The sequence below is a fragment of the Kitasatospora sp. NBC_00039 genome (assembly GCF_045160625.1).
In the GTDB taxonomy this organism is placed as follows: domain Bacteria; phylum Actinomycetota; class Actinomycetes; order Streptomycetales; family Streptomycetaceae; genus Kitasatospora.
The window spans coordinates 3,687,484-3,713,534 of record NZ_CP108289.1; the positions used below are offsets into that span (position 1 = coordinate 3,687,484).

Annotated in this window: 23 protein-coding genes; 8 read left to right on the top strand and 15 right to left on the bottom strand. The window is 72.3% G+C overall.

The genetic code is table 11. The features are described from left to right. Positions 1–424: 424 nt before the first annotated feature. The 3 genes from OG286_RS16205 to OG286_RS16215 all read right to left on the bottom strand — a co-directional run bounded on the left by OG286_RS16205 (position 425) and on the right by OG286_RS16215 (position 4,067). On the bottom strand, positions 425–1,183 hold the full coding sequence (locus OG286_RS16205; RefSeq protein ID WP_396320618.1) for a transglycosylase SLT domain-containing protein: 759 nt from the start codon (positions 1,181–1,183) through the stop codon (positions 425–427). Between the two features lie 429 nt (positions 1,184–1,612). Further along, positions 1,613–2,947, bottom strand: a complete 1,335-nt coding sequence (locus OG286_RS16210) for a PhoH family protein (protein WP_396320617.1) — start codon at positions 2,945–2,947, stop codon at positions 1,613–1,615. A 325-nt stretch (positions 2,948–3,272) separates the two neighbouring features. Next, positions 3,273–4,067 (bottom strand): isoprenyl transferase, encoded by a 795-nt coding sequence (locus OG286_RS16215; RefSeq protein WP_209417189.1) that lies wholly within the window; start codon positions 4,065–4,067, stop codon positions 3,273–3,275. Positions 4,068–4,472: 405 nt separating this feature from the next. Between OG286_RS16215 and OG286_RS16220 the strand changes: the two genes are divergently transcribed. Further along, positions 4,473–6,065 carry a chitinase gene (locus OG286_RS16220; RefSeq protein WP_396320616.1) on the top strand — a complete coding sequence of 531 codons (1,593 nt, stop codon included), beginning with the start codon at positions 4,473–4,475 and terminating at the stop codon, positions 6,063–6,065. A 120-nt stretch (positions 6,066–6,185) separates the two neighbouring features. Here OG286_RS16220 and OG286_RS16225 read toward each other — a convergent pair whose 3' ends face one another. After that, positions 6,186–6,899, bottom strand: a complete 714-nt coding sequence (locus tag OG286_RS16225) for a hypothetical protein (RefSeq protein WP_396320615.1) — start codon at positions 6,897–6,899, stop codon at positions 6,186–6,188. A gap of 128 nt (positions 6,900–7,027) precedes the next feature. Here OG286_RS16225 and OG286_RS16230 point away from each other — a divergent pair, with 128 nt between their 5' ends. Together OG286_RS16230 and OG286_RS16235 are read left to right on the top strand one after the other, a co-directional pair. Continuing rightward, on the top strand, positions 7,028–7,783 hold the full coding sequence (locus tag OG286_RS16230; RefSeq protein WP_405361193.1) for a hypothetical protein: 756 nt from the start codon (positions 7,028–7,030) through the stop codon (positions 7,781–7,783). A 100-nt stretch (positions 7,784–7,883) separates the two neighbouring features. After that, the gene (locus OG286_RS16235; protein ID WP_396320613.1) at positions 7,884–9,098 is read left to right on the top strand and encodes a pyridoxal phosphate-dependent aminotransferase; all 1,215 of its coding nucleotides are present in this window, start codon (positions 7,884–7,886) and stop codon (positions 9,096–9,098) included. Positions 9,099–9,266: 168 nt separating this feature from the next. Here OG286_RS16235 and OG286_RS16240 read toward each other — a convergent pair whose 3' ends face one another. Beyond that, on the bottom strand, positions 9,267–11,108 hold the full coding sequence (locus tag OG286_RS16240) for a phosphoenolpyruvate carboxykinase (GTP) (protein ID WP_396320612.1): 1,842 nt from the start codon (positions 11,106–11,108) through the stop codon (positions 9,267–9,269). 276 nt (positions 11,109–11,384) lie between these two features. On the opposite strand from OG286_RS16240, the gene OG286_RS16245 reads away from it, so the two are divergent. Further along, a complete protein-coding gene (locus OG286_RS16245; protein ID WP_396320611.1) occupies positions 11,385–12,068 on the top strand; it encodes a hemolysin III family protein in 684 nt (227 codons plus the stop codon). On the opposite strand, the gene OG286_RS16250 is transcribed toward OG286_RS16245, so the two are convergent. After that, positions 12,039–12,641, bottom strand: a complete 603-nt coding sequence (locus tag OG286_RS16250; RefSeq protein WP_405365392.1) for a hypothetical protein — start codon at positions 12,639–12,641, stop codon at positions 12,039–12,041. The two genes, OG286_RS16245 and OG286_RS16250, sit on opposite strands and share 30 nt — an antisense overlap. A gap of 327 nt (positions 12,642–12,968) precedes the next feature. On the opposite strand from OG286_RS16250, the gene OG286_RS16255 reads away from it, so the two are divergent. After that, positions 12,969–14,612, top strand: coding sequence for an MFS transporter (locus OG286_RS16255; RefSeq protein WP_396320609.1), 1,644 nt, complete (start codon positions 12,969–12,971; stop codon positions 14,610–14,612). 8 nt (positions 14,613–14,620) lie between these two features. Beyond that, on the top strand, positions 14,621–15,280 hold the full coding sequence (locus OG286_RS16260) for a TetR family transcriptional regulator (RefSeq protein WP_396320608.1): 660 nt from the start codon (positions 14,621–14,623) through the stop codon (positions 15,278–15,280). A gap of 91 nt (positions 15,281–15,371) precedes the next feature. Here the strand turns inward: OG286_RS16260 and OG286_RS16265 are convergent, their stop codons facing one another. Both OG286_RS16265 and OG286_RS16270 read right to left on the bottom strand, forming a co-directional pair. After that, entirely contained in the window at positions 15,372–16,211 is an 840-nt protein-coding gene (locus OG286_RS16265; protein WP_396320607.1) for a hypothetical protein, read from the bottom strand. 9 nt (positions 16,212–16,220) lie between these two features. After that, positions 16,221–16,880 (bottom strand): papain-like cysteine protease family protein, encoded by a 660-nt coding sequence (locus OG286_RS16270; protein WP_405361185.1) that lies wholly within the window; start codon positions 16,878–16,880, stop codon positions 16,221–16,223. A 264-nt stretch (positions 16,881–17,144) separates the two neighbouring features. On the opposite strand from OG286_RS16270, the gene OG286_RS16275 reads away from it, so the two are divergent. After that, on the top strand, positions 17,145–18,077 hold the full coding sequence (locus OG286_RS16275) for a hypothetical protein (protein WP_396320605.1): 933 nt from the start codon (positions 17,145–17,147) through the stop codon (positions 18,075–18,077). An 8-nt stretch (positions 18,078–18,085) separates the two neighbouring features. Here the strand turns inward: OG286_RS16275 and OG286_RS16280 are convergent, their stop codons facing one another. Together OG286_RS16280 and OG286_RS16285 are read right to left on the bottom strand one after the other, a co-directional pair. Further along, positions 18,086–18,709 carry a hypothetical protein gene (locus OG286_RS16280; RefSeq protein ID WP_396320604.1) on the bottom strand — a complete coding sequence of 208 codons (624 nt, stop codon included), beginning with the start codon at positions 18,707–18,709 and terminating at the stop codon, positions 18,086–18,088. Next, entirely contained in the window at positions 18,706–20,469 is a 1,764-nt protein-coding gene (locus OG286_RS16285; RefSeq protein ID WP_396320603.1) for an alpha/beta hydrolase, read from the bottom strand. The genes OG286_RS16280 and OG286_RS16285 overlap by 4 nt, the downstream gene beginning before the upstream one ends. A gap of 94 nt (positions 20,470–20,563) precedes the next feature. Here OG286_RS16285 and OG286_RS16290 point away from each other — a divergent pair, with 94 nt between their 5' ends. Beyond that, the gene (locus tag OG286_RS16290; RefSeq protein WP_396320602.1) at positions 20,564–20,929 is read left to right on the top strand and encodes a hypothetical protein; all 366 of its coding nucleotides are present in this window, start codon (positions 20,564–20,566) and stop codon (positions 20,927–20,929) included. Here OG286_RS16290 and OG286_RS16295 read toward each other — a convergent pair. Genes OG286_RS16295 through mca form a run of 5 tightly spaced genes read right to left on the bottom strand, consistent with a single transcriptional unit; the run spans position 20,899 to position 25,940 of the window. Beyond that, entirely contained in the window at positions 20,899–21,690 is a 792-nt protein-coding gene (locus OG286_RS16295) for a sterol desaturase family protein (protein WP_396320946.1), read from the bottom strand. The genes OG286_RS16290 and OG286_RS16295 overlap by 31 nt on opposite strands. A 52-nt stretch (positions 21,691–21,742) precedes the next feature. Beyond that, the gene (locus tag OG286_RS16300; protein ID WP_396320601.1) at positions 21,743–22,648 is read right to left on the bottom strand and encodes a GNAT family N-acetyltransferase; all 906 of its coding nucleotides are present in this window, start codon (positions 22,646–22,648) and stop codon (positions 21,743–21,745) included. A 40-nt stretch (positions 22,649–22,688) separates the two neighbouring features. Further along, entirely contained in the window at positions 22,689–24,752 is a 2,064-nt protein-coding gene (locus tag OG286_RS16305) for a thioredoxin domain-containing protein (RefSeq protein WP_405365395.1), read from the bottom strand. 42 nt (positions 24,753–24,794) lie between these two features. Further along, a complete protein-coding gene (locus OG286_RS16310) occupies positions 24,795–24,986 on the bottom strand; it encodes a hypothetical protein (RefSeq protein WP_396320599.1) in 192 nt (63 codons plus the stop codon). A 48-nt stretch (positions 24,987–25,034) separates the two neighbouring features. Next, the gene (mca, locus tag OG286_RS16315) at positions 25,035–25,940 is read right to left on the bottom strand and encodes a mycothiol conjugate amidase Mca (protein ID WP_396320598.1); all 906 of its coding nucleotides are present in this window, start codon (positions 25,938–25,940) and stop codon (positions 25,035–25,037) included. Positions 25,941–26,051 lie beyond the last annotated feature (111 nt).

Consider the following 26,051-nt stretch of genomic DNA (forward strand, 5'->3'; position numbering starts at 1 on the left):
TGTACCGCCACGGCCGTCAGGAATGAAACTACCCGCCCGGTGCCCGGCGAGTCCGGCGGGCGGGTGGGTTGGCCGCGATCGGTACCGGGGCGAACGGCCGGACGGGCCGCGCACCTCGGCGCCGCACCAGGACAAAACCTCCTGATCCGGGGTGTTTCAGGCGCCGGGCAGCGGGGAGGACTCCGGACGAGAACCGGAGCCATCCGTCGGCGGACCGGCAGGTGCAGGAAGCAACCAGGACCCCTTCCCGCGCCCCGCGTCCGCACCCAGGACCGCACCGCCCGCGAGCGCACTGGTCAGCGCAGCCCGGGCGGCGCGGCCCGCCCCCGGTCAGCGCCGCCCGGCATGGGAACGCGACGCAGCCCCCGGCCGCGAGTCGAGCGGTCGGGGGCTGCGTCGGACAGAGGTTTCGGTACCGGCTCTTCTAGTACCAGTGGTGCGACTGCCAGAACGACCAGGCGCCACAGGGGCTGCCGTAGCGGCTGTTCATGTAGTCCAGGCCCCACTGGATCTGCGTCGCCGGGTTGGTGCGCCAGTCGGCGCCCGCCGAGGACATCTTGGAGCCGGGCAGCGCCTGGACCAGACCGTAGGCACCGGAGCTCTTGTTGGTGGCGGTGTAGTCCCAGCCGCTCTCGCGCTTCACGATCTGGCTGAAGCACTGGAACTGCGCGTCACTGCCGACGATCTGCTGGGCGAGCGCCTGGACCGACCCGGGGCTGACCGAGACCGGCGGGGCCGACGTGTCGGTGGCAGCCATCGCCGAGCGGGCCTTGGAGCGGTTGGCGGCTGCCTCGTCGGCCTTCCGCTTCTCCTCGGCCGCCTTGGCGGCCTTGTCCGCGTCGGCCTTGGCCTGCGCGTCGGCCTTGGCCTGGGCGTCGGCGGCGGCCTTCTGGCGCGCGGCTTCCTCGGCGGCCTTCTGCTCCGCGGCGGCCTTGGCAGCGGCGTCGGCAGCGGCCTGCTGGGCGGAGGCCTGGGTGCCGATGTTGTCGCTGATGGTCTGCGCCTGGGCGCCAGAGGGGACTTCGGCAAGCAGGGTCGCGCCGGCGACATCGACCGTCTGCGTCGTCTTGCCCTCGCTGCCCGAGGCCATACCCACGACGGCACCGACGGCGGTGACGGCGGTGGCGGAGGCCACAGCAACTCCCCGGACCGAGATCCGAGTCACATGGTTTCCTTCCAGCATCGCCCACGCGTGACCGTGCGGACGCAACATGCCCCTTGGCGCTGCCCTCCGTACGGTGCTGGTCACGGGAGGTACTGACCCGGCGCCGGCCGACGTGAGGCGACCAGGCGTTGAGATCGGGCGGCGTACGACTCATCGGTGTTCAATTGTGCGTCCACCCACCGGAGTTGGCGGACCGTCCGGACGGGGCCACCGGTTGCCCGGAAGCCCTGTCATGCCGTACGCGGGGCCTGACAGAACCCTCACCATGCCGCACCGGGCACTGTCGACGCAATTCCCTGTTGCGTGGCGCATCTCACATTCACCGCACCGGAGTTCTCCGGACAGAAAGCACTCGATGTGATGAAAGGGGCGGGGGCCCGCCCCGTCAGGAGCGGGCCCCACGCCCGGAATTGACCGTATTGTCCGACTATGACCCTGCGGGGCGGATCACGGGTGGATGTCCTCCAGCATCTCCGTGACCAGCGCCGCGATCGGCGAACGCTCGGAACGCGTGAGCGTGATGTGCGCGAACAGCGGATGCCCCTTCAGCTTCTCCACCACCGCCACCACACCGTCGTACCGGCCGACCCGGAGGTTGTCCCGCTGCGCCACGTCGTGGGTGAGCACCACCCGCGAGCCCTGGCCGATCCGGGACAGCACCGTCAGCAGGACGTTGCGCTCCAGCGACTGCGCCTCGTCCACGATCACGAAGGCGTCGTGCAGCGAACGCCCGCGGATGTGGGTCAGCGGAAGGACCTCCAGCATGCCCCGGGAGATGACCTCCTCGATCACGTCCGGGGTGGTGACGGCGGAGAGGGTGTCGAAGACCGCCTGCGCCCAGGGGCTCATCTTCTCCGACTCGGAGCCCGGCAGATAGCCGAGCTCCTGGCCGCCGACCGCGTACAGCGGCCGGAAGACCATCACCTTGCGATGCTGCCTCCGCTCCAGCACCGCCTCCAGCCCGGCACAGAGGGCGAGCGCGGACTTGCCGGTGCCGGCCCGGCCGCCCATCGAGACGATGCCCACCTCCGGATCGAGCAGGAGGTCCAGCGCGACCCGCTGCTCGGCGCTGCGCCCGCGCAGGCCGAACGCCTCGCGCTCCCCGCGCACCAGCCGGACCCTGCCGTCGCCGGTCACCCGGCCCAGCGCCCGGCCGCGCTCGGAGCTGAGCACCAGTCCGGTGTGGACGGGCAGCTCGGCGGCCCCCTCGATGTCCACCGCGGCGTCATGGCCGGCCGCGAACAGCGCGTCCACGTCGTCGGCCGGGACGTGCAGTTCGGACATGCCCGTCCAGCCCGAGGTGACCGCCAGCTCGGCCCGGTACTCCTCGGCGAGCAGGCCGACCGAACTGGCCTTGATCCGCAGCGGGAGGTCCTTGGAGACGACGGTGACGTCGTACCCCTCGGCCTGCAGGTTGCGGGCGACCGCCAGGATCCGGGCGTCCGCCTCGCCGCCGCCGGCCCGGTAGCCGACCGGCAGTATCGACAGGTCGGAGTGGTTGAGCTCGACCCGGATGGTGCCGCCGAGCTCGCCGACCGGGATCGGCTCGTCGAGCCGGCCGAAGCGGATCCGGTAGTCGTCGAGCAGTCGCAGCGCCTGGCGGGCGAAGTAGCCCAGCTCCGGGTGGTGCCGCTTGGCCTCCAGCTCGGTGACCACGACCACCGGCAGGACGACCTCGTGCTCCTCGAAGCGGGTCATGGCGAGCGGGTCCGCCAGGAGCACGCTGGTGTCGAGAACGTACGTGCGCCGGTCTGGTGTCCGGCGGCTCTTGGAACTGACCACTAGGCCTCCAGGGCGGATGACCCTGCGTCATCCGCGGCAAGCCGGCCCCCGCTGCCCCGGTGGCCTCGGGGCCGGTCTGACGGGAGTATTCCCAGGCGAGGGGCGGTGCATTCGCGCCCCCGGCGAACTGACGGATCACTGCCGGTGAACGTTTGGCCTCGCCCCGGGCCCGGGTAGGCCAGCTCCTACGGGGCGGTCGCCCGCGGCTCGGCCCGATGACTCCCCTCGGCGCCCCGCGGCCCGGCCCGGCCCGGATGCTCCCCACGCTCGGCCCGGCGGCGCCCCGCGGCTCGGCCCGGTGACTCCCCCCGGGAATCCCGCAGGATCAGAGCCCCATCCGCCGGTGCCGCTCCTCGTACGCGCGCAGCGCCCGCAGGAAGTCGACCTTGCGGAAGGCCGGCCAGTACGCCTCGCAGAAGTAGAACTCGCTGTGGGCGCTCTGCCAGAGCAGGAAGCCCGACAGCCGCTGCTCGCCCGAGGTGCGGATGACGAGGTCCGGGTCGGGCTGGCCCTTGGTGTAGAGGTGCTCGGCGATGTGCTCGACGTCGAGGATCTCGGCCAGCTCCTCGATCGAGGTGCCGCGCCCGGCGTGCTCCTGGAGCAGCGAGCGGACGGCGTCGGCGATCTCGTGCCGGCCGCCGTAGCCGACCGCCACGTTGACGGTGATCCCCTCGATCCCGGCGGTCTCCTCGGCGGCCCTCTTGAGCACGTCCGCGGTGTGCTGGGGCAGCAGGTCCAGCGCGCCGACCGGGTTGACCTTCCAGCGGCGGGCGGCGGCCAGGCCGGTGACGGCGTCCTCGATGATGCCGAGCAGCGGGACCAGCTCGTCGGCGGGCCGGGAGAGGTTGTCGGTGGAGAGCATCCAGAGCGTGACGACCTTGACGTGCGTCTCGTCGCACCAGCCGAGGAACTCGCTGATCTTGTCGGCGCCGCGCTGGTGACCGTAGGCGGTGGAGCCGCCGGTCGCCTTGGCCCAGCGGCGGTTGCCGTCGAGGATCACGCCGATGTGGTGCGGGGTGCGGGCGAGGTGGACCTCGACCCGGCGCCCGTAGAGGCCGTACATACCGTCCAGCAGGGTGCGCAGACCCGGCGTGCGTTCGACGACATCGCGCAGACCCATGGCTTTCGGCCCCTCCGTAACTCTTCACCGGGGTACGTCACAACCCCCGGCGCAGCCTACTCCCGCGCGGACGCAGTGGGTAAAGCCGCAGGTAGCGGTCCGGTCACGGTCCTGTGCGGAGTCCGTTGCGACCGGTGTGGCGGGGGCGGCCGGAAGGCGCCCACCGGCACACCGCACAGCCGCCGGGGCGACGGCTACGGAACGGTATCCGATTCCTTAAGGAATCCGTAAGCCGACGATCGATGCTTGACGGCCAGCAATGGTCTAGTCCAGCTTTTGACCCAGGGCGGAACAGGCACCGAATCCCCGCCCCACCCGAGGCAGTACTGCGGACCTCCCCTCCCCCACACGCGGCCGCCGCGCCCCCCACCGCGGCGGCCGCTCCTTCCCCAGGAGCCCACCTCCATGGCCCGTACGCCGAACCAGCCCGCGCACAAGCGCCGGCGCAGCACCCTTCCGGCCCTCGCCGCCGGCGCCACCGCCCTCGCCCTGGCCGGCAGCGGCCTGGCCCTCTTCGCCGGCGGCGCCAGCGCGGCCGCCGGGAACCTGGTCGTCAACGGCGGCTTCGACTCCGGCTCGCCGAGCGGCTGGTCGTGCACCGGCGCCGCGACCACCGTCTCCACCCCGGTCCACTCCGGCACCGGCGCGCTCCAGGCCACTCCGGGCGCCGCGGACACCGCCGAGTGCACCCAGACCGTCAGCGTGCTGCCCAACACCGGCTACAGCCTGAGCGCCTGGGTCCAGGGCCCGTACGTCTACCTCGGTGCGCGCGGCACCGGCGGCACCGACCCGAGCAGCTGGTCCAACCAGAACAGCTGGAACCAGCTCTCCTCCACCTTCACCACCGGTGCCAACGTCACCAGCATCACGCTGTACGTGCACGGCTGGTACGGCCAGAGCGCCTACCTCGCGGACGACGTCGTGCTGAACGGTCCGGGCGGCACCTCCACCCCGAGCCCGACCGCGACGCCCACCCCCACCGCGACCGCCACCGCCTCGCCGACCGCGACCGCCACCCCCACGGCGACCGCCACCCCGACGCAGACCGCGACGCCCACCCCCACGGCCACCGCGACCAGCACCCCGCCGCCGGCCACCGGTCTGCCCAAGCACGTGGTCACCGGCTACTGGCACAACTTCGACAACGGCGCGACCGTCCAGAAGCTCGGCGACGTCCAGAACGCGTACGACATCATCGCGGTCTCCTTCGCCGACGCCGTGCCCACCAGGGCCGGCGCGATCAGCTTCACCCTCGACCCGGCGCTCTCCAAGGCCCTCGGCGGCTACACCGACGCGCAGTTCCGCGCCGACGTGAACGCCAAGCGGGCGGCCGGCAAGAAGGTCATCCTCTCCATCGGCGGCCAGAACGGCGCGATCACCGTCAACGACGCCACCGCCGCGGCCGCGTTCGTGGACAGCGCCTACGCGATCATCAAGGACTACGGCTTCGACGGCATCGACGTCGACCTGGAGAACGGCCTCAACGCGACCTACCTCGCCAACGCGCTGCACAGCCTGCAGGCCAAGGTCGGCCCGAGCTTCATCCTGACGATGGCCCCGGAGACCATCGGGATGTACAGCACCGCCGGCGCCTACTTCCAGCTGGCGCTCAACACCAAGGACATCCTGACCGTCGTCAACACCCAGTTCTACAACTCGGGCGGCATGAACGGCTGCGACGGCAAGGTCTACAACCAGGGCACGATCGACTTCATCACCTCGCAGGTCTGCACCCACATCCAGGGCGGCCTGCGGCCCGACCAGGTCGGCATCGGCGTCCCGGCCTCCAGCAAGGCGGCCGGCGGCGGCTACGTCTCGCCGACCGTGGTGAACAACGCGCTGGACTGCCTGGCCACCGGCAAGAACTGCGGCAGCTTCGTCCCGCCGGCCAAGTGGCCCACCATCCGCGGCGCGATGACCTGGTCCACCAACTGGGACGCCAACAACGGGAACGCGTTCTCCAACGCGGTCGGCCCGTTCGTCCACCAGATGCCGTGACCGGCGGGGTCCGTCGCTGACGGACCCACGGCGCGCCGCTCCTCGAGGGTGGGGCCCGCGCGCCGCCGACGGGCCCGTCGTACCTGACCGGTACGGCGGGCCCGTCCGCCCGCACGCTTCCTACCGGAGAAGTACTGCGGCCAGCGTGCCGAGCAGCAGGAAGGGCCCCATCGGCAGGTCCAGGCCGCGCACCGGCCGCCGCCGGACCAGGGCGGCCGCGGCCCGGGCGATCGCCCAGAGCCCGGCCAGGAACGCGGCCGAGAACAGCCCGGTGAAGGCCGCCGACCAGCCGTACCGGCCGAGCAGCGCGCCGAGACCGAGCGCCAGGACGGTGTCCCCGGCGCCCATCAGGCCGAACCAGCCGGGCAGTTCGAAGAGCGCGGCGGCGGCCAGCCCCACCAGCAGGCAGCGCAGCAGCACGCCGGGGCGGCCGTCCACGAGCTCCAGCACCACCAGCAGCAGCGTCAGTCCGGCCGCCAGGGTCCAGCTCAGCGGGTACGGCAGCCGGCGCACCCGGGCGTCGGTGAAGCCGAGCACCACACCGGGCCCGGCCGCCCAGAGCAGCAGCAGGGCGTCGCCCGGGTGGGCGGCACTCAGCGCGGCCGCGGCCGAGGCCGCGGACACCGCCTCGACCAGCCAGGACCGCGGGCCCAGCCGCTCCCGGCAGCCCGGGCAGCGCCCGGTCGGCGGCAGGCCGCGCAGCTCCCGGGCGCAGAACGGGCAGGCGGTGCACCACGGTTGGTCCTCGGGCACGGCGTACCGCACCACCAGCCCGCGCAACGCCGGTGCCACCAGCAGACCGGCCAGCACCGCACCGAGTACCGTGACGGCCACGGTGCCCCCTCTCGCTCACCGCCGGGACCGGCCCTCCGGGAACCGGTCCGCGCTCATCGGCGTCGGACCCCTGCGGTGCCATCGGAGTCCGGGCACCGCACCGACCACATCATCCACGGGGAAACACTGTGACCAACACTCAGAACACGCTGCGCGCGGCCGTCCCGCTCGCGGCCCTGGCCCTGCTGCTGACGGCCTGCGGGCCGGACAACGCGGACCCGGCCGGCCCGGGCGCGGCGGGCACCGGCGGCGCGACCGCGGCCGTCACCGGCACCCCGGCCGCCACCGGGGCGCCGTCGGCCACCGGCGGGGATCCGGCCGGCACCGCGGGCGGCGGCGCGGGCACCGGCGGCGGCGGTTCGACCCCGAACCCCGTCCCCTCGGCCGCCACCAGCGGCAACCCGATCGGCGGGGCCGGCGGCGGCAGCGGCAGCAAGATCAGCTACGACAACCCGCTGGCACCCACCGCCACCGGCAGCTACCTCGGCAAGACCAAGGCCGACGTCACCCCGGTCTCCGTGGTCAAGGGCACCGCCGCCGAGATCGCGTCGTTCAACTTCAAGCCGGCCGACGTGGAGGGCAAGACGCCGTACTACGTGACCGTCTCCTTCACCAACCGCACCGGCGCCCCGCTCACCGACGAGTACTTCATGATGCGGTTCAAGGTGAAGTCCGACGCGTCGGGCACCGGCGGCGCCCTGCCGGCCCCGACCATCCTGAAGTCGATCCCGCAGTGCGACTCCGGCAAGAAGCCCGGCACCCTGGCGGACGGCCAGACCCAGCAGCAGTGTGCCGTCTATCTCGTCCCGACCAACACCCCGCCGAAGTTCCTCGTCTTCGGCAGCGTTCTGGACACCGAGCCCCTGATCTGGAAGGTCGGCTGACAGCTCCGCCTCTCGATCGAAGGGGCCCCTCCCGGGCGGTCCGGCGCGTCTCCCCGCACGCGCGCCGGACCGCCCCGCGGTGCCCCTAAAGTAGGCAGACATGCAGGTCATCCAGTCCAGCAAGCTCGCCAACGTCTGCTACGACATCCGCGGCCCGGTGCTCGACGAGGCGATGCGGCTGGAGGAGCAGGGCCACCGCATCCTGAAGCTCAACACCGGCAACCCCGCCGTGTTCGGCTTCGACGCGCCCCCGGAGATCCTCCAGGACATCCTGCGCAACCTCGCGTCCGCGCACGGGTACGGCGACTCGAAGGGCCTGCTCTCGGCCCGCCGCGCCGTGGTGATGCACTACGAGGACCGCGGCCTGCACGGCCTCACCGTCGAGGACGTCTTCCTCGGCAACGGCGTCTCCGAGCTGATCCAGCTGGCCATGACGGCGCTGCTGGACGACGGCGACGAGGTGCTCGTCCCGGCGCCGGACTACCCGCTCTGGACCGCCTCGGTCTCGCTGGCCGGCGGCACCGCCGTGCACTACCGCTGCGACGAGCAGTCCGAGTGGTACCCGGACCTCGCCGACGTCGAGGCCAAGGTCACCGACCGGACCAGGGCGATCGTGGTGATCAACCCGAACAACCCGACCGGCGCGGTCTACCCGCGCGAGGTCCTGGAGGGCCTGGTCGAGATCGCCCGCCGGCACAGACTGGTGGTCTACGCGGACGAGATCTACGACAAGATCCTCTACGACGACGCCGAGCACATCCCGCTGGCCACCCTGGCCCCGGACCTCTTCTGCGTCACCTTCAACGGCCTCTCCAAGGCGTACCGGGTCGCGGGGTTCCGCTCCGGCTGGATGGTGCTCTCCGGCGACCGGCACCGCGCCCGCAGCTACATCGAGGGCCTGACGGTGCTCGCCTCGATGCGGCTCTGCGCCAACATGCCGGCCCAGCACGCCGTCGCGGCGGCGCTCGGCGGGCGGCAGTCGATCAAGGACCTCGTCCTCCCCGGCGGCCGGCTGCTGGAGTCCCGGGACGCCGCGTGGCGGCTGCTCAACGAGATCCCCGGGGTCAGCTGCGTGAAGCCGAAGGGCGCGCTCTACGCCTTCCCCCGGCTGGACCCGAAGGTCTACAAGATCAAGGACGACGCCCAGATGGTGCTGGACCTGCTGCGCGCCGAGCGGATCCTGCTGGTCCAGGGCACCGGCTTCAACTGGCCCGAGCCGGACCACTTCCGGGTGGTCACCCTCCCCCGCGCCGAGGAGATCACCGACGCCGTCACCCGCATCGGCGACTTCCTCGGCGGCTACACCCAGCCCTGACGGCGCCGCTGCGGCACTCCCCGGTGAAAACGCTACGGCCGGAGTCCCGGTCCGGACGATCTCCTTGGTCGGGGAAAGATCGTCCGGCGGGGCTCCGGCCGTCCTGTCGCTCGGTCGGTGCGCGATTCGTGCCACGCACCGCCGATTGCTCTCGGCTGAGGCTCAGGCTCAGCCGAGGCGCGCGACCAGGTCTCGGTACTCGTCCCACAGCTCGGTGGGCGTGTGGTCGCCGAACAGCTCCAGGTGGGCCGGGACGAGCGCGGCCTCCTGGCGCCAGATGCCGGCGTCGACGGTGAAGAGCAGGTCGAGGTCCTCCTTCGACAGCTCCAGGCCGTCCAGGTCGAAGCCCTCGACGGTCGGCAGCACGCCGATCGGGGTCTCGACACCCTCGCCGGCGCCCTGCAGGCGCTCGACGATCCACTTGAGCACGCGGCTGTTCTCGCCGTAGCCGGGCCAGACGAACTTGCCCTCGCTGTTCTTGCGGAACCAGTTCACGTAGTAGATCTTCGGCAGCTTGGCGGCGTCCGCCTGGGCGCCGACCTTCAGCCAGTGGGCGAAGTAGTCACCCATGTTGTAGCCGCAGAAGGGCAGCATCGCGAACGGGTCGCGGCGCAGCTCGCCGACGGTGCCCTCGGCGGCGGCGGTCTTCTCGGAGGCGATGTTGGCGCCCAGGAAGACGCCGTGCTGCCAGTCGAAGGACTCGGTCACCAGCGGGACGGCGGTGGCGCGGCGGCCACCGAAGAGGATGGCCGAGATCGGCACACCCGCCTGGTCCTCCCACTCGGGGGCGATCGTCGGGCACTGCGCGGCCGGGACGGCGAAGCGGGCGTTCGGGTGGGCCGCCGGGGTGCCGGACTCCGGCGTCCAGTCGTTGCCGCGCCAGTCGGTCAGGTGGGCCGGCGGCTCGTCGGTGAGGCCCTCCCACCACACGTCGCCGTCGTCGGTCAGGGCGACGTTGGTGAAGACGGTGTTGCCCCAGAGCGTCTCGATGGCGTTGGCGTTGGTGTCCACGCCGGTGCCGGGGGCGACGCCGAAGAAACCGGCCTCGGGGTTGATGGCGTACAGGCGGCCGTCGGCACCGAAGCGCATCCAGGCGATGTCGTCGCCGATCGTCTCGACCTTCCAGCCCGGGATGGTCGGCTGGAGCATCGCGAGGTTGGTCTTGCCACAGGCCGACGGGAAGGCGGCCGCGACGTACTTGGGCTCTGCCTGGCCCTTGTCGTCGGCGGGCGGGGTGAGCTTGAGGATGAGCATGTGCTCGGCCAGCCAGCCCTCGTCGCGGGCCATGGTCGAGGCGATGCGCAGCGCGTAGCACTTCTTGCCGAGCAGGGCGTTGCCGCCGTAGCCGGAGCCGAAGGACCAGATCTCCCTGGTCTCCGGGAAGTGCGAGATGTACTTGGTGCTGTTGCACGGCCACGGCACGTCCGCCTGACCCTCGGCGAGCGGGGCACCGACGGTGTGCACGGCCTTGACGAAGTCGCCGTCCTCGCCGAGCTGGTCCAGCACGGCCTGGCCCATGCGGGTCATCACGCGCATCGACACGGCGACGTAGGCGGAGTCGGTGATCTCGACGCCGTACGCGGCCAGCGGGGAGCCCACCGGGCCCATCGAGAAGGGCACCACGTACATGGTGCGACCCTTCATCGAGCCGCGGAACAGACCGTTCTCCCCCTGGAAGACGGCCCGCATCTCGGCGGGGGCCTTCCAGTTGTTGGTCGGACCGGCGTCCTTCTCCTGCTCGGAGCAGATGTAGGTGCGGTCCTCGACGCGCGCCACGTCCGTGGGGTCCGAGGCGGCGTAGTAGGAGTTGGGGCGCTTTTCCTCGTTGAGCTTCTTGAAGGTGCCCTGGGCCACCAGCAGGTCCGCGAGGCGGTGGTACTCGTCCTCGGAACCGTCGCACCACTCGATGCGGTCCGGCTGGGTGAGCTCCGCGATCTCGCTCACCCAAGCCAGCAGACGCTTGTGGCGGGTGGGCGCGGATGCGCTGAGAGCGAGGTTCTCGTACGACACGATCGCTCCGTTTCACGCCATCTCGGCAGGGAGGCGGCGTAGCGGGGGTTTGAGGGTGCTTGCAGCGTAGCTCCGGCCTCAAGGCTCGAATACGGCACAGCGGTGAAATTGACGCATCTTTTACTACATTCAGTCTGGTTACTGACGGGTAAGGCATCGCCTTCGGCCCAGTCGGGGCACCCGCATCCTGGAGTCGAACACTCCAAAACGTCCAAGTAGTGATGGACACCACTTCCTACGCGGCAGTAACCTACGGCTCCGTAGGTAGCAGGTAGCATGCTGCCCATGACTGCTGAGCTCGTGGAGATCACGGAGCGTACGGAGAGCAAGCCGACATGGCGCGGCTGGCTGCACGCCGCGATGTTCCCCGCCACGGTGGCCGCCGGGATCGTGCTGATCTGCCAGGCCGGCTCCACGTCCGCCAAGGCCGCCTGCGCGATCTACTCGGTCAGCGCCTGGATGCTGTTCGGGGTCAGCGCGGTCTACCACCGCTTCACCTGGGGCCCGCGCGGCGACGCCGTCCTGCGCCGGCTCGACCACGCGAACATCTTCCTGATCATCGCGGGCACCTACACCCCGTTCACCATCCTGCTGCTGGACGGTGCCGCGAAGCAGGTGCTGCTCTGGGTGGCCTGGGGCGGGGCGCTGGCCGGGATCGCGTTCCGGGTCTTCTGGGTCGGCGCACCCCGCTGGCTGTACACACCGGTGTACATCGCGCTGGGCTGGGCCGCCGTGTTCTTCCTGCCGGAGTTCCTGCACGCCGGCGGGGTCGCGGTGGTGGTGCTGATGGTCGTCGGCGGGGTGCTCTACAGCGTCGGCGGGGTCGTGTACGGGCTCAAGCGGCCCAACCCGTCACCGCGCCGGTTCGGCTTCCACGAGGTGTTCCACGCCTTCACCCTCGGCGCCTTCATCGTGCAGTACGTCGGGGTCTCACTGGTGGCGTACAGCGCGGCCGGCTGAGCCGGGAACGCCATGACGGGCGGCCGGCCGGTCCGATGACCGGGTGGCCGCCCGTTCCGCTGTCCACTCCGAGGCGGGGCGCGGCGGGTGGCCGTGGTCGGGGCGGTCGCCGCGCGCGGGGCGGGCGTCCGCCGAGCGCTCGCGCGTGACCCGCTCGTGCGGCGCACCCTCGCACGGCGCGTGGTCGCGCGACGCGCCGGAGCGGTCGGCATGGGGGCGGTCGGCGTAGGGGCGGTCGGCGCCGGAGCGGTCGACGTACGGGCCGTCGACGTACGGGCGGGAACGGGCCCGTCGGGCCTGCCGGGCGTCCAGCGCCTCGCGGGCCCGGCGGCAGCGCTCGCAGTGGGCCGCGTCCGGGGCCCCGCCGGCCCACTGGTGGCCACGCGGCGCGACGGGCTGGCGCAGCAACCGCCAGCGGCGGCCGACGTACGCCATCAGCAGCAGCACCTCGACCCCGGCGACCGCCAGTACCAGCGGGGCGCCGTTGATCAGATAGGCGGCGACCACGACCAGCGCCGATCCCACCACCACCGCCGCGCCCCAGACCTGGGCGGTCGACTCCCTGTCGGCCATTCGGACTCCCCTTTCCCGCGCCGGTTCCTGCGCCGGGCCAGTGGTCGGCTCCTGCCGCCCCACCCCTTCTCCGCTCTCGGCACGCTCGGCCTGCACTGACCGATTGCCACATCGTATCTACCGACAGTCACCCGCAGACGCCCCGAAGCGGCGAACGACAGATCAACGTTGCGTCAATTCCATGTGCGGAACCAGCACTTCCAGGACACATGACGGAATGTGACGTCGTGGCCACACTCCGGCGTCTTGACGGTCGCCATCTTTTGGGAGTTACTGTCATTTGAGAGAACCTTTCACGCCCTTCCGACCGGCTTCCGGAGGTTGCCCGTGTCCGCCGCTCCCGCCCCCGCCCCGCCCGGGCCGCACCCGCGGCGCTGGCTCGCGCTGGTCGCCGTCGCACTGAGCGTCCTGGTGATCAGCTTCGACATGACGATCCTCAACGTGGCCCTGCCCACCCTGGCCTCCCAACTGCAGGCCGGCACCGGGCAGCAGCAGTGGATCGTCGACTCGTACACCGTGGTCTTCGCCGCCGCGATGCTCCCGGCCGGACTGATCGGCGACCGGTTCGGCCGCCGCCGGACCCTCACCGTGGGCCTCGCCCTGTTCGGCCTCTCCTCCGCGGTCGGCATGCTCGCCGACAGCCCCGGCACCCTGATCGCCGCCCGCGCGGCGATGGGCGTGGCCGGCGCGCTGGTCATGCCGATGTCCATGGCGGTGATCCCCGGGCTCTTCCCGTCCGGCGAGCAGCGCCGCGCCACGGCGATCCTGGCCGCCTCACTTGCGGCCGGGGCCCCGCTCGGCCCCCTGATCGGCGGCTTCCTCCTCCAGCACTTCTGGTGGGGCTCGGTCTTCCTGATCAACATCCCGCTGACCGCCATCGGCATCGTCGCCTGCGTCCTGCTGCTCCCGGAGACCCGCAACCCCGCCGCGCCCCGGATCGATCTGCTCGGCACCGTGCTCGGCGCGGGCGGCCTGGCCGCACTCACCTTCGGCATCATCGAGGGCCCCGACCGCGGCTGGGCCGACCCGCTGGTGCTCGGCATGCTCGGCGGCTCGCTGGTCGCGCTCACCGCCCTGGTACGGCGCAGCCGCCGCCAGCGGGACCCGATGCTCGACCTCACCCTGCTCGCCGACCCGACCTTCCGCTGGTCGGCGGTGGCCGCGACGCTGGTCTCGCTGGTCCTGTTCGGCGCCTTCTTCGTCCTGCCGCTCTACTTCCAGAGCGTGCTCGGCGCCGACGCCTTCGGCACCGGCCTGCGGCTGATGCCGATGATGCTGGGGCTGATGGTGGCCGCCAAGCTCAGCGACCGGCTGGTCACCCGGATCGGCGCCCGCGCGGTGATCTCCGTCGGGCTGTCCGTACTGGCCGCCGCCCTGCTGCTCGGCAGCCGCACCGCGATCTCCGACGGCTACGGTCTGGCCGCGCTCTGGCTCACCCTGCTCGGCCTGGGCATGGGCCTGTCGCTGATCACCGCCCAGGCCTCCGCCCTGCTCACCCTGCCGCCCGCCCGGGCCGGCGTCGGCTCCGGGCTGATCCAGACCCTGCGCCAGGTCGGCGGGGCGATCGGGGTGGCCGTCTTCGGCAGCCTGCTGGCCGGCTCGTACCGCGGCTCGCTGGACACCGCGGCGCTCCCCGCCGAGGTCGCGCACAAGGCCGAACAGTCGGTGGTCGCCGCCGACGCCGTGGCCGCCGCCACCGGGGACCGGGCGCTGGCCGCCTCCGCGCACGCCGCGTACGTCCACGGCATGACGGTGGTGCTGCTGGCCTCCGGGGCCATCGCGGTGCTGTCGGCGGTGCTGGTCGCGCTGAGGATGCCGAGCGCCGAGCCGCGCGCGGCGGCGGAGGCGCAGGAGGCGGCCGAGGCCGCGGCCCAGGCGGCCGAGGTGCGGGAGGCGGCCGCCGCCGATGCGGGGTCGCAGCCGGGGTCACCGTCCGGGACGGCCTCCGTGCCGGCCTCCGATCACGGATAATCGAAGGTATGAACGCAACGCGGCCGACAACGGCACCCCCGGCGGCAGGACCGGCCAACCCGGTCCAGGCGATGCTGGAGGCGCCGCTGTCGCTGCGCGAGCGGAAGAAGCTGAAGACCCGCCAGGCGATCCGTCGCGAGGCGTACCGGCTGATCGCCGAACAGGGCTACGAGAACACCACCGTGGAGCAGATCGCAGCGGCGGCCGAGGTCTCGCAGTCCACCTTCTTCCGGTACTTCGGCACCAAGGAGGACCTCGTCCTCACCGACGAGTACGACCCGGCGATGGTCACCGCGCTGCTGGCCCGCCCCTCCGACGAACCGTTCCTGCACTCCTGCCGGGAGTCCCTCATCGGGCTTATCCGCGAACTGTCGCAGCACGAGCGGGACGAACTGCTCATCCGGATGCGGCTGGTCAAGGACGTGCCCGCGCTGCGCGCCCGGATGCACGAGGACGCCAACAACCCGCAGCTGCTCTACCTGGACGTGCTGACCCGCCGGACCGGCGTCGAGGAGCCGACATTCGAGATGCGGATCACCGCGGCCGCCATCGGCGCGGCCACCACCGAGGCGGCGCTGCGATGGGCCGAGAGCGAGGGGACGCTGGACCTCGCGGACCTCGTCGACGACACCTTCGCCTTCCTGGAACGCGGGTTCGCCGGGCTGTAGCCGGCGGGGGTCCGGGCGGGCCGTGCGGCTGGGCGTGCGACGGCGGGGCCCGGCTGCCGTGCCGGACCCCGCCGCCCCTCACCCGGTGGCGCTACCCGCGCCGGGCACTCGCCCGCCGCCGCAGCGCGACACCCACGAGCGCGGTGACGCCCAGGGCCGCGGCCGCCGTGACGGTGGGCAGCGCGGCACCGCCGCCCTCCGCAGCCGCCTCCTGCACGGTGGCGTCCGGCTGGTAGCCGCCGCCCTTCCCGGCCCGGTCGTACGCCGAACCGGGCAGTTTGTCCCCGTACCGCTGCCGGACCAGCTTCTGGTACGCCGCCAGGCTCACCCCGGCCGCGCCCACCGAGCGCCGCGCCTCGTCGTCCAACGGCAGGACCCGGCCGTCCCGCAGTACGTACCAGGCGTTGAGCTGCGGCTCGCGGAACGCCGTCCCGCCGCCGCTGCCGGCCGCCTGCGCCGCGTAGTCGCTCTCGTCGCCGCCGGAGGCGATGTTGACGACCCGCCAGGTGTCGCCCTGCTTCGCCGTCCAGACCGAGGCCACCTGTCCGTCTGCCGAGACGGCCTTGCTGGCGGTGAACTCGGCCCTGGCCACCGGCGCACCCGGGGTCCCGGCCACGAAGGCCGCGTCCAGGGTGTAGACCGGCACGGTGTCGCCGGACAGCCTCGGCGCGGCGGCGCTCGCCGCCTGCGCCTCCTCGGCCGCGCCGACGGTCAGCTGCTTGGTCGGCGGCACGCCCTTGCGGGCGAAGAAGTGGCCCAACTGGTCCAGGACGGCGGGGTTCTGGGCCGCGCCCCGGGCCTGCGCCAACTCGGCACCGGTGACCGGCGCGGGAGAACCGGCCCCGCCGTCGGCGTACGCCGCCGGGGTGACGGCCAGACCGAGGCCGGCGGCGATCAGGACGGCCACGGCCGCGTTACGGATGCTGGTCATGGTCGCCCCTCACGCGCCGATCCGGTACAGGGAGTGGGTCCAGGAGAACGTGCCGTTGGACACGTAGTAGTTGTAGTCCGCCCAGTTGTAGCGGTAGTTGGACGGCCACGGGTCACCCCAGTAGACCCAGTTGTTCGAGGTGTCGTACCCGTAGACCACGTGCATGTGACCGCCGCCGGAGCTCCACTGGATCCGGGTCTCGACCGGGCGGTCGGCGTTCACCTCGGTCTGCACGGTGCTGTACCGCAGGTACCCGGTGACGTACGAACCGGGGTTGATGCCGACCCAGCTCAGGCCGTTCTGCACATCTCCCAGCGTGGCCTGGCTGTTGGGGCAGCTGGAGCTGGTCGACCGGCCGAACGCGGCGTTGCAGAACTGGTTCTGGCTGTAGCTGTAGCCGAACCAGGTGGCGATGGTGTTGCCGCTCGCCGCCCAGCACCAGTTGGTCTGCTGTTGCTGCTGCATGGTGATGTTGAGCTTCTTGTACGTGCCGGCCAGGTCGGCCGTACTGCCCGAGGCACCTGCCGGGCGGACGTGTGCGGTGGGGGCCGGCGCGCCGTTGGGGGCGGCGGAGGCCGGAGCGGTGGCCACGACGGTGAGCGCCGGGCCGAGCACGCCGAGCGCGAGCACCGAGACCGCACGGCGCAGGCGTATCCGTGGAACTGACATGGGGGCGTTCCTCCTTGCACAGGCAGAGGAGTGGAGAAGTGTGGGGGCGCGGTCCGGATCGCGTCACCGAGCATCCCGCCGTTGACAGAGCCTGGTCAACGGCCCCCGCGCCCCCCGCCCACAGGTGTGAACGACCCCGCCCAGGTGTGAACGCCACCCCCGGAACCACCGCGCGGCACGCCACCACCGGTGACAAACCGCCCTCCGCATGTGAATATTCACGACCAACCGGAACCTGCCCGGCCCGCCCCCGAGGAGGCCGCCATGCAACGCAGCGAACAGGCGGACCTCGCCACCGCCCTGCGCACCGGCCCGTTCCACCTCGCCCTGCGCACCGCCATCGCCGCCCGCGGCCTCGCCCTGCACCGCGTCCGCGAACACCTCGCCCAACGCGGCGTCCAGGTCGGCATCACCAGCCTCAGCTACTGGCAGCAGGGCCGCCGCCGCCCCGAACGCGCCGAATCCCTCCGCGCGGTGAGAGCGTTGGAAGACGTCCTCGACCTCCCCGCACACTCCCTCACCCGGCTCCTCGGCCCCCGCCGCGCCACCCCCGCCGACCCGGCCGGCCCACCCGTCCGCCCCTACCGCGACCTCATCACCCCGGCCACCGCCGTCGACGACCTGCTCGCCACCATCGCGAGCCCGCGCGACACCGGCCTGCACACCATCACCCACATCGAACGCATCCGCATCGGCCCCGACCGCCACCTCGTCCGCCGCGACTCCCAGCACGCCCTGCGCGCCCACCGCGACGGCATCGACCGCTACCTCGCCATCTACCAGGGCGACCCCGGCTGCGACATCGACCGCGTCGGCGTCCGCGCCGAGGAGAACTGCCGCCCCGGCCGCATCCGCCGCGACCCCGCCCACGACCTGCTCGTCGCCGAACTCCTCCTCGACCGCCGCCTCCGCGCCGGCGACACCCACCTCCTCGGCTACGGCTTCGACGACGCCCCGGCCCCCACCCCCAGCAGCGAGTACGTCCGCGGCTTCAACTCCGGCGCCGGCCAGTACGTCCTCCAGGTCACCTTCCACCCCGCCGCCCTCCCCGTCCGCTGCCACCGCTTCTCGCTGCACTCACCCGGCGAGAAGCCGTACGAGACGGAGGAGCTGACACTCGACGGCCACCGGTGCGTGCACCTGGTGGCCTCCGCCCTGCAGCCGTGCCTGCTGGGCATCCGGTGGGACTGGGAGTAGCGGAGGGGTCAGTGGGACCAGTAGGGGTCGTCCAGGTCACCGCCGCGCTCGCCTGTCGATCCCCGGAGCAGTGACGGCATCGGCCCGTACTCATGAGCGGGCCGGTACCGCACGAAGTCGAGTTCCGCACTGAAGGAGACACTGTTGTACGACCCGTCAGAGGACGCGCTGAGCCCCACGAACAGGTCGTCGAAGGTCGCGCAGCTGAGGGAGGCCAGTCCCGGGCTGTACTGCCCGGTCTCCGTCCGGTCCACCGGGCCACATCCCAGGCCCTCCCAGTTCCGGCTGATCTGGTCGAGCAAGCGCGGGAGCTTCACCTGCGAAATCCGGGTACGGATGGCGACTGCTCCGAAGAGCCGCGACTTCAGGCTCGGCTCGCCGTCCCAGTGGTCCTCCTCCCGCGTCACCTGGTAGTCGCCGCCGAGGAATGCCACCTGCGGCGAGATCCCGGCCATGGTGGCGCGCAGAAGCTCGTCGATCCGGTCCTTCGCCACCGCCGGGTCCTTCAGGTGCAGGACACGCTTGTCCCGCAACGCCATGGGCCCGTATCCGTTGTAGAACAATCCCACTCCGGTGATCAGCACGGAGACCACCACCACGAGCGGGACGACCACCTTCCAGCGGAACCTCATCGACCCTCCACCCGCACGACGTCGCAGCCGCGGGTCACGATGGAGGCGATGTTCCCCAGCGAGGGGCCGCCGCCCTCCGGGGTCAGGTACTTGGTGTGCGCCCCGATGATGTCCGTCGTCTGGCCGAAGTCGTCCACGGCGAAGCGCTGGGCGCCGAACGACGCGCTGGCCGGGTCCCTCCCGTACCAGCCCTCGTCCGGGTTGAGCAGGTCGTGCTTCACGACTGCCAGGGCCGGGCCGAGCGGACCGCCCACGGCCACCAAAGCGTCACCCTTCGTCGGCGTGTGGGTGACGACGTCGTTGGCGGCCGCGCCCGCCCAGACGTGGCCGGGCATCCCCAGGTCGGCGGCCTTGTCCACGCCGATGCCCGGGCTGCCGATGAAGACCACGTCGTCCGGTCGCTGGTACGGCGAACCCGGCTGGGCGGTGAGCTTGGTGGCCTGGCCGACCACGTACGAGCCGTAGCTGTGGCCGATCGACGTGATGTGGGGCGGCTCGCCGCCCTGATGGCTCGCCCGCACGCCGCTGAGGAACTTCGCGTAGGCCGGAGCTCCCTTGTCTCCCGCCCCGGTCATCGCGGCCCCGGCGTCCTGCCCCGGAGGGTCGTACCCGAGCCAGACGATCGAGGCGACCGAACCGCCGGGCGGGACCTTGGCGTTGGCCGCCCGCCAGAGGTTCAGCGCGTTCTCGGCCTCGTTGGTCCCAGGTTGCCAGTTGTCCTTCGGCCCCAAGGACGCGGGAACAGTCGTGATGCCGGGAACATAGGCGGAGATGTCGGTGGCCGTGTCCGGGTTTCCGAATGAGATCGCCGCACGCCCGTTGCCCTCCTGGCCGAGAAGCAGCAGGTAGTCCACCGGACGACCGTCGCCCGCATGCCTCTGGTCCTCGTCGAGCCGCTGCCGGATCGGATTCAGCTTTGCGAACTGCCCCTTCTCGACGTCGGTCAGTGGCACCGGCGGCTTCGCTCGGTTCTTGGCGTCGATCGAGTCAAGCATCTTCGCGAGGTACGCCCGGTTCACCTGGTCCCGTACCGGCGCCGGGATGCCGTCCAGGTTGCCGATCGCCTCCGGGTGGTGGTCGATGAACCACTGCTGGCCCGCCGGGTCGAGGCCCTTCCACCAGGAGTTGACCTCCGTCGGGGTGGCGTCCTTCCCGGGCAGGTCCTTCTTGTACCCCGGGTTGTTGAGGTCGCCGAACTGCTGGAGGTACCCGTCCGCGTTGGCCGTCTTGAGGTCCAGGCCGGACTTGTCGGTGGCGCGGCCGGTGAAGCGCTTGAGGTCGGCGGCGAGGCCCTGGTCGGCCTGGGTGGCCTCGGCGAGGGCGGCGGTGATCCGCTTGCCGATCTCCTCGGCGGCCGCCTTCTGCTTGTCCGCCCAGTCGGCCGCCTGGTAGGGGTTGGTCGAGGCGCTCCAGCTGACGGTGCCGTCGTCGGCGACCTTGAGGTTCTTGGCGGCGGCGTCGGTGAGCGCCTGCCGCAGCTTGGACTGCGCGAGGGTGAAGGTGTCGGCGTGGCCGCGCAAGGTGCCCTCGATGCAGGACAGTTCGATGTCTGCGGCCTGCAGCTCGGCCGTGGTCGCGTCCAGGGACTTGGTGGCCGCGTCGGCCGCGTCACCCGTCCAGCCGGAGCCGTGCACCCGGTCGGCGGTGCCGCTCTTCCAGTCCGTGGCGTGCTGGACGTACGCCTTGTACAACTGCCCGTACGCCTCGGCCGCGGCGTACAGCTCCTCCGGTTTGGCGTTCCTCAGGCCTGCCAGATCCACTTCTCAGCCCCCCAGCTGTCACTCACGGGTGCTCACCCCTGCACTCGCCGCTACCATAGCGCGCACAGCCGACAGCACAGCCGAGGGGGAGACGGTGGCCGGAGGAGCGGGATTCACGGTGCGGCCGGACGAGTTGTCCGCCGCCGGTACCAATGCACAGACGGTGGCCGGGAAGGTCCCCGAGGAGACGGCGAGGCTGGCCGCGCCGAGCGACCGGGCGGCGGCCGCCCTGCCGGGGTGGCAGAGCGGGGCGGCGCTGCACGACTGCTCGGCCGCCTGGAAGACGCTGCTCGACGGGCTGGCCGAGGACATGAAGACGGCCGGCGGCAATCTGCTCGCCACCGCCCACAACTACCGCAACAGCGACCGGTCGATGGGCGGGACCCCGGTGGCTGCGGGCGGCAGCGACCCGTTCAACACCAGGGTCCGTCAGTCGCCCGGGGTCCACGCGATCGACTGACGGCCGGCGGGCGCCTGCCATTCGGTGGTGCGACGGGTGTCGTAGGCCGGGTCGATGGTGCCGAACAGCCGGTCCCACAGGGTGGTGTAGAAGCCCAGGTTGACGGCCGGGTCGGCGTGGTGGCCGGCGTGGAACATCGGCAGGGCGACCCAGCGGAAGACCGCGCACCGCCGGATCCGGGCGGGGAACGGTTCGACGCCGAGGTGCCCCAACAGGCCGAAGACCAGGTTGACGCCGATGTACCCGAGCAGGGCGACGGCGGACATCTCCCGAACGCAGAGCACCGCGAGCCAGGTGCCGCCGAAGCCGAGCACCTCCAGCGGGTGCAGTACGAAGAGGGTGGCGGGGCGCGGGTCGGGGTAGCCGTGGTGGAGTTGGTGGGCCAGCCGGTAGAGCCGGCGGCGGTGGGTCAGCCAGTGACCGCCGTACATCAGGCCGTCCATCACCAGGGTGAACACCGCCAGGTCGGCCGCCGCGCGGAGTCCGGTGTCCGCGGAGAGCCGGATCCAGCCGGCCCGCCAGAGCGCCCAGCCGGCCACGCCGACAGCGGAGTTGAGCAGGACGGCGGTGGCCGCGAGCAGCACCTCGCGCCGGTCGGGCGGCGGGGGCGGCGGTGTCACCCGCCGCTCGCCGTACCGCCGGACGAGCAGCCCGCCCGCGACCAGTGAGACCACCAGCAGTCCCAGGTTGGCGGTGAGCGCACCGGCCACCACCTCCCCCGGGCCCAGCCTGCCTGCCCGGACGAGCAGCCCGTCCCCCATCGCGGTCACCCCCTCACCCGGCTTACCCGGGCCCACCGGCCCGCAGACCCGATCAGCCCACGAAGTCCGCGACGTCCGGCACATCCGCGGCATCCGGGACGTCCGCGAAGTCCAGCGTCAGGCAGTCTTCCACCGGCCGGTACCCGATCTTCTGGTAGATCGAGTTGCTGGTCGGGTTGGCGAGGTCGGTGTAGAGCAGCACCTCGGCCGCGCCCCGGGCGAGGGCGGCTGCCGAGGCAGCCGCCGTGACGCCGCTGGCGTATCCGTGCCCGCGTGCCTCGATGGGCGTGTAGACCGGGCCGACCCGGGTCATGCCGGCGACCACGGGGCTGTTCCCGGCCATCGCGACGGGGCGGCCGTCGTCCTCCCAGAGGTGGAGCAGGCCGTCGGCGATGCGCTCGTCCACCGTGCCCGGGATGTTGGGGAGTTCGACGGTGGCCTCGACCGCGAACGCCTCGTACCACTCGATCAGCACCTCGCGGTCGGCCGGCCCGGCGACCCGGTGGCGGCCGGCGGGCGGGCGCGGCGGGTCGGTCAACTCGCCCAGCCGGTACAGCCGTTGCTTGAACCGGAGGGACGCGGTGGCGCCGGCGGCGGCCTGCCAGGCGGCGGAGAACGCCCGGACCGCCGACTCGCCGCCGGAAACCCCGGGGACCTCGGTGAACCCGGGCCCGGCCGCGGCCAGTTCACCGGCGAGCGCGGCGGCCGCCGCGTCCGGCATCACGCCGAGGCGCGGCTCGAACGGTGGCGTCCGCAGAAAGGCTCCCTCGACCGGGCCGCCCGGCTCGCGGCTCCACCAGCCGAAGACCGGCACACTCTCCCCGAAGACGTGCAGCCCACGCCTGACCAGCCGGTCGACCACGGTGAGCAGCACGGTGTTCTCGGCCGGGCGGGCGTCGAGGAAGTCGCCGGCCCGGGCGCGGAACTCGTCGAGGGAGGTCGTCAAGGTCCAGGTCATGCCCGATTCTGGCCCGCTCGCCGGACCGGGACCAACCGAATTACCCGACCGGGCCGCTCAGCTCCGGCAGCGCCCCGAGCCGCTCGGCCAGCGCCGCCGAATCGGTGGTCGGCGCGTCGCAGGCGAAGTGCCGGCAGACGTACGCGGCGGGCTCCCCGCCCACCAGCGGCCGGCCGGCCAGCAGCGGCACCCCGTCCTCCCCGGACGGCTCGCCGAGTGCGACCACCGCGCCCGGCGCCGTCCCCAGCAGTGCCGCCCGGTGCAGTGCGGCCGTCGCCGTCGCCCCTGCCGGGCCGACCACGGCGACTTCGCGCGGGCCGTCCGTCAGCGCCTCGGCGACGGCCAGGCCCCAGCCGATGAACCGCGGTGCCCGGGTGGCCAGCGCCCCGACGATGCCGAGCGCCCGCTCGGCGGCGGTGCGGTGGCGCGCCGAACCGGTGTACGCGGCGTAGGTGAGCAGCGCACCCGCGGCGGCCGTCCAGCCGGACGGGGTGGCGTTGTCGGTCGGGTCCTGGGGCCGCCGGATCAGCTCCTCGGCGTCGTCGGCGGTGTCGTACAGCGCGCCGGACGCCTCGTCGGCGAAGTGCTTGAGCACGGTGTCCAGCAGGCCTCCGGCCAGTTCCAGCCACTCCGCCTCGCCGGTGACGGCGTACAGCGCGAGGAAGCCCTCGGCGGTGTCGGCGTAGTCCTCCAGGACGCCGGCGTTGGCGCCGGCCCGGCCGTCCCGGGAGGTGCGCAGCAGCCGGCCCTCGGGGGTGAGGTGGACGGCGAGCAGCAGGTCGGCGGCGCGCTCGGCGGCCTCGACCAGGTCGGGGCGGTCCAGCAGGGCGCCGGTTTCGGCGAGTGCGGCGATGGCGAGGCCGTTCCAGGCGGCGACCACCTTGTCGTCCCGGGCGGGGGCGGGCCGCCCTGCGCGGGCCTCGAACAGCTTCGCCCGGATCCGCTCGGCGGCCTCCTCGTCCTGCGGGTCGGCGAGCAGTTGCAGCACCGAGGCGCCGTGCTCGAACGTCCCCTCCGCCGTCACCTCGTACAGCTCTGCCGCGAGCGCGGCGTCGGCCTCCCCCAGCACCTCGGCCAACTGCCCGGGCGTCCAGGCGTAGTACGCCCCCTCGGCCGGCTTCCCGGTCGCCGGGTCGAGGCTGTCGGCGTCCAGCGCCGAGGCGAACGCGCCTTCCGGGGTCCGCAGTTCGCGCAGCAGGAAGTCGGCAGTGGAGAGCGCCACCCGCCGGGCGAGCGGTGCGCCGGTGGCCCGCCAGAGGTGCAGGTAGGCGCGGAGCAGCAGCGCGTTGTCGTAGAGCATCTTCTCGAAGTGCGGGACCACCCAGCCGGCGTCCACCGAGTACCGGGCGAAGCCGCCGCCGAGCTGGTCGTGGATGCCGCCGCGGGCCATCGCCTCGCCGGTGCGGACGGCCATCTCCAGGGCCGCCTCGGAGCCGGTGCGGGCGTGGTGGCGGAGCAGGAACTCGATCACCATGGACGGCGGGAACTTGGGCGCGCCGCCGAAGCCGCCGTGCCGGGCGTCGAAGTCCCGGCTGAGCGTGACCAGCGCCTGGTGCAGGTCCGCCTCGGCCGGCGGGTGGTGGGCGCCGGCCGAGTAGACCGAGGCCCGCTCGGCCAGGTCGGCCCGGATGCGGGTGGCGACCTCGCCGACCTCGTCCCGGCGGTCGCGCCAGGCGGCGTCGACTCCTTCGAGCACCTGGCGGAAGGACGGCATCCCGTGCCGTGGCTCCGGCGGGAAGTGCGTCCCGAAGTAGAACGGGTCCTTGTCGGGCGTGAGGAAGACCGTCATCGGCCAGCCGCCCTGCCCGGTCGCCGCCTGCACCGCCTCCATGTAGACGGCGTCGATGTCCGGGCGCTCCTCGCGGTCGACCTTCACCGCGACGAACCGCTCGTTGGCGTACCCGGCCAGCGCCTCGTCCTCGAAGGACTCGTGCGCCATCACGTGGCACCAGTGGCAGGCGGCGTAGCCGACGGACAGCAGCACCGGCACCTCCCGCCGGCGCGCCTCCTCGAACGCCTCGGGGCCCCACGGCCACCAGTCCACCGGATTCTCGGCATGCTGGAGCAGGTAGGGCGAGGTCGCGTCCGCGAGACGGTTCGGCATGCCCCCATCCTTGCGCATCGGCGCTCGGACGGGGGCCCCGTCTCACTCCTTCGGCGTCTCCGGCTCCTCGACGAAGTCGACGCGCTTGAACTGCTTGTTCATCGACTTCACCAGGAACCAGGTGGCCACGCCGAGGGCGGCGAAGACCACGAAGCCCAGCAGGCCGGGGGTCACCTTGGTCTCGTCGAGGGCGAGCTCGGCGGCGATGTGGGTGAGGTTCACGGGGGCGCTCATATCTCTATGGTGGCCCGGCTCACGGGGAGCCGGGCCATCGGGGGTGGGTCAGTCGCGCGTGTCGGCGGCCTCGACCGCCAGGGTGGGGGTGCGCAGGCCGGCGAACAGGTCGTCCTCCGGCAGGTCGGCGTCGATCAGGGTGCGGGCGAGCTCGTAGTCCTCGGTCGGCCAGACCTCTCGCTGGACCTCGAGCGGCACGCGGAACCAGGGGCCGTCGGGGTCGATCTGGGTGGCGTGCGCGATCAGCGCCCGGTCCCGGGTCTCGAACCAGTCGCCGCAGCGGACCCGGGTGGTGATCTCGCGCTCCTTGCGGCCGCTCTTCTCCCATCCCTCGATCCACTCGCCGTACGGCGACTCGTGGCCGTGCTCGGTGAGGTACGCGTGCAGCGCGCGGATCCGGCCCATCGGGAAGCCGTGGTTGTAGTAGAGCTTCAGCGGCTGCCAGGGCTCGCCGGCGTCCGGGTAGGCGTCCGGGTCACCGGCGGCGTCGAAGGCCAGCATGGTGATCTTGTGGGTCATGATGTGGTCCGGGTGCGGGTACCCGCCGTTCTCGTCGTAGGTCGTGATGACCTGTGGCTTGAACTCGCGGATCAGCCGGACCAGCGGCTCGGCCGCCTCCTTGACGTCCTGCAGGGCGAAGCAGCCGTCGGGCAGCGGGGGCAGCGGATCGCCCTCCGGCAGGCCCGAGTCGACGAAGCCCAGCCAGGCCTGCTTGATCCCGAGGATCGCGCGGGCCTCGTCCATCTCCTTGCGCCGGACCTCGTGGATGTTCCCCTCGATCTCCGGCTTCCCCTGAAGCTTCGGGTTGAGGACCGACCCGCGTTCCCCCCCGGTGCAGGTGGCCACGAGCACGTCCACCCCCTGGTCGACGTACATGGCCATGGTGGCCGCGCCCTTGCTGGACTCGTCGTCCGGGTGGGCGTGCACCGCCATGAGTCGCAACTGCTCAGTCAACGCCTGCGTTCCTTCCACAATGTCTGGGCTCCCGCGAAGTCCGGTCTGCCCACCGTCCGAGGTTCGGTTCGGGACCACGTCACCGCGGGACCGGCCGCCCGGAGCGCCGCG